General features: G+C 54.8%; 2 protein-coding genes and 1 pseudogene. 1 reads left to right on the top strand and 2 read right to left on the bottom strand.

Features of this window, described 5'->3' with window-relative positions; translation table 11 throughout:
- Window positions 1-95: 95 nt before the first annotated feature.
- Together K225_RS0119075 and msuE are read right to left on the bottom strand one after the other, a co-directional pair.
- Complete coding sequence (locus K225_RS0119075) at window positions 96-1,079, bottom strand: DUF1852 domain-containing protein (RefSeq protein WP_026437814.1); 984 nt, start codon at window positions 1,077-1,079, stop codon at window positions 96-98.
- 58 nt (window positions 1,080-1,137) lie between these two features.
- Entirely contained in the window at window positions 1,138-1,713 is a 576-nt protein-coding gene (msuE, locus tag K225_RS0119070) for an FMN reductase (protein ID WP_026437813.1), read from the bottom strand.
- A 233-nt stretch (window positions 1,714-1,946) separates the two neighbouring features.
- Here msuE and K225_RS21320 point away from each other — a divergent pair.
- A pseudogene (locus tag K225_RS21320) lies at window positions 1,947-2,372 on the top strand (LysR family transcriptional regulator); the annotation flags it as partial.
- Window positions 2,373-2,467: the final 95 nt, after the last annotated feature.

Below are 2,467 nucleotides of genomic sequence, written 5' to 3'. Positions count from 1 at the left end.
GGCTGAGGCAAACTACTACCGGCAACTCGCCAATCAGGACGCCATCGCGGCCTGACTTAAACCAACCAGCCTCCACGAAACCCGGGGCGGTTCAGTCAGTTCGCAGAGCTGGCAGTCCATCGATGCAGGACAGAACCGTACGGCTTGATGAAGTGCTCCTCAGCAAACTTGCCTTGCTGGACCGCAAGTTGACTGCGCTCTTCACGGTCGTAGACGATTTGCGTCGACGAGTAGTCCTGGTTGGTGAGGCTCGGCTGATAGAAGTTACCGGCGGCAGAGTTGGCGTTGTAGATCTCGGGCCGATAAATCTTCTGAAAGATTTCCATGGTGCTGATGGTGCCGATCAGCTCAAGATTCGTGTAGTCATCCAGAAGATCGCCGTAAAAGTAGAACGCTAACGGCGCGACGCTGTTTGGAGGCATGAAGAAGCGAACTTGCATACCCATTTTTTCAAAGTACCGGTCGGTCGCTGAAAGTTCGCTCTGTTGATACTCAATGCCCAGTACCGGGTGCTGATTTCCATTCCGCTGGTAACGTTTGCTGGTCGATACACTGATACAGATGACAGGTGGCTTGCCTAAGTGCGCTTTGTAAGTGACCGAACTGACAAACTGTTTGAACAGCTTTCCATGCAATTCACCAAAACCTTCAGGAACACCGAATTGCGCCCGATCAGCGTTGTAGCCGGGCAGCAGGATGCTGAAGTCGTAATCGCGGACGTAGGAAGAAAAGTTGTTCCCAACGATCCCATCGATGCGTTTTCCCGTCTTCCTTTCGAGAATGCTGGTTTTCAGCACTTCAATCAACGGAAATGAGGCATTGCTAATGCTGGAAGCCATGCTCATCTCTACGGAGATGATCTCCTGTTCGACAGAGTAGCGATCTCCTGTCGCATTGTCCCAATGCGCTAGCTCATTAAAGCGGTTATTGATCATCCTCAGCGTGTTGCGCAAATTCTGCTGGCGGCTCTTTCCCCGTGCCAGGTTGGCAAAGTTGGTGGTGATGCGCGTGCTGTCTGATGGGATGTAGTTTTCATCGAAAAGGATGCTCTTGAGTTCAAAGCGGAGTTCTTCGTTCATGGCGATTGCGTCTGGAAGTTGTTAGGTTGGCCAAGTCGTGAATCAGGCCCCGTGCGCTTCAATGGTCAGGCGGGGCAAGGTGTGGCGAGGCGTGGCACGCCAATGTCACCAACGGCATTGCCCGCTCGACCGCGAGCCTGGCCCGTTCGAGCAAGGCCCCGTTGCGTAGGCGGCCTTCCGCAAAGTCCTTGTCGGTTGCGTAAACACCTAGCGGCATCGTGCGTGTCTGGAAAAAGCTGAACAACGGGCGCAATTGATGGTCGATCACCAAGGCATGGCGCTCACTACCACCGATGGCTGCCAGTAGCACTGGTTTGTCGATCAATGCATCCTGATCGATGAAGTCGAAGAAGTGCTTGAACAATCCCGAGTAGGCGCCGCGGTAGACCGGGGTGACTACGACGACCACGTCTGCTTGCTCGACTTCTACAAGCGCACGCTCTGCCGTACCAGGCAGTTGGGAGCGCAGGACCGCGCCGGCTAGTTGGGGAGCGACCAGACTCATCTCGATAAGGTGCTTTTCACACGGCACTTCATGTGCGATCAACTCCAGCAGGTGTTCTGCCAGGGTTGCTGCCTTAGAGGGACGCTGAAGCCCTCCGGAGACGGCGACTATGCGCGTGGTGTGTTTCATTCTGTCTTTCGTATCGACTGATTTCTGGTGCCTAAAGGCTTGATGGAGTGCGCAAGGTCAAGTCGCTTTGCCATCGTGCTGCGCCTGCAAGTTCGGGCCGCTGAATGCGGTGAGTTGTTTGACGGCCATGGGCTTCCTTTGAACTGCCAACGAACAATGGAAGCGAATGCTAGATATCAGTGATCATGAAGTAAAATGGTTTTATCTCACGATTCCATGAATATTGTTCATATATGTTGGAGCGCGCACATTTGACCATCGTGGCCGAGGTCGAGAAACAGGGCTCCTTGACTGCGGCGGCTAACGTGTTGTGCCTCACGCAGTCGGCGCTGAGCCACAGCATGAAAAAGCTTGAGCAGCAGCTGGGCACTGACATCTGGCTGCGTGAAGGCCGTAGCCTGCGTTTAACCCAGGCTGGCCAGTACCTGCTTGCGGTGGCGAACCGGGTGCTGCCGCAGTTGAACTTGGCCGAAGAGCGCCTGCGCCAGTTTGCGCAAGGCGAGCGCGGCACGCTGCGTATCGGTATGGAATGCCACCCTTGCTACGAGTGGCTGCTCAAAGTGGTGTCGCCGTACTTGGCGGCCTGGCCCGACGTCGACGTGGACGTGAAGCAGAAGTTTCAGTTTGGCGGCCTGGGAGCGCTTTACGGCTATGAGATTGGGCCTGTCCGAATTTCTGTGTGTGAGGCTCATTGAACCTTCACCGATTTCGTGAAGCTGGTTGACTATCTTACGTGCTCGATTTCGTGAACCGA

Source organism: Acidovorax sp. JHL-9 (genome assembly GCF_000426205.1).
GTDB lineage: Bacteria > Pseudomonadota > Gammaproteobacteria > Burkholderiales > Burkholderiaceae_C > Acidovorax > Acidovorax soli.
This window is presented reverse-complemented; position numbering and strand designations above follow the sequence as displayed.

Excerpts from the sequence above, each read along its gene's own strand:
- K225_RS0119075 (WP_026437814.1), bottom strand. The coding sequence starts at position 1,079 with ATGAACGAAGAACTCCGCTTTGAACTCAAGAGCATCCTTTTCGATGAA.
- msuE (WP_026437813.1), bottom strand. The coding sequence starts at position 1,713 with ATGAAACACACCACGCGCATAGTCGCCGTCTCCGGAGGGCTTCAGCGT.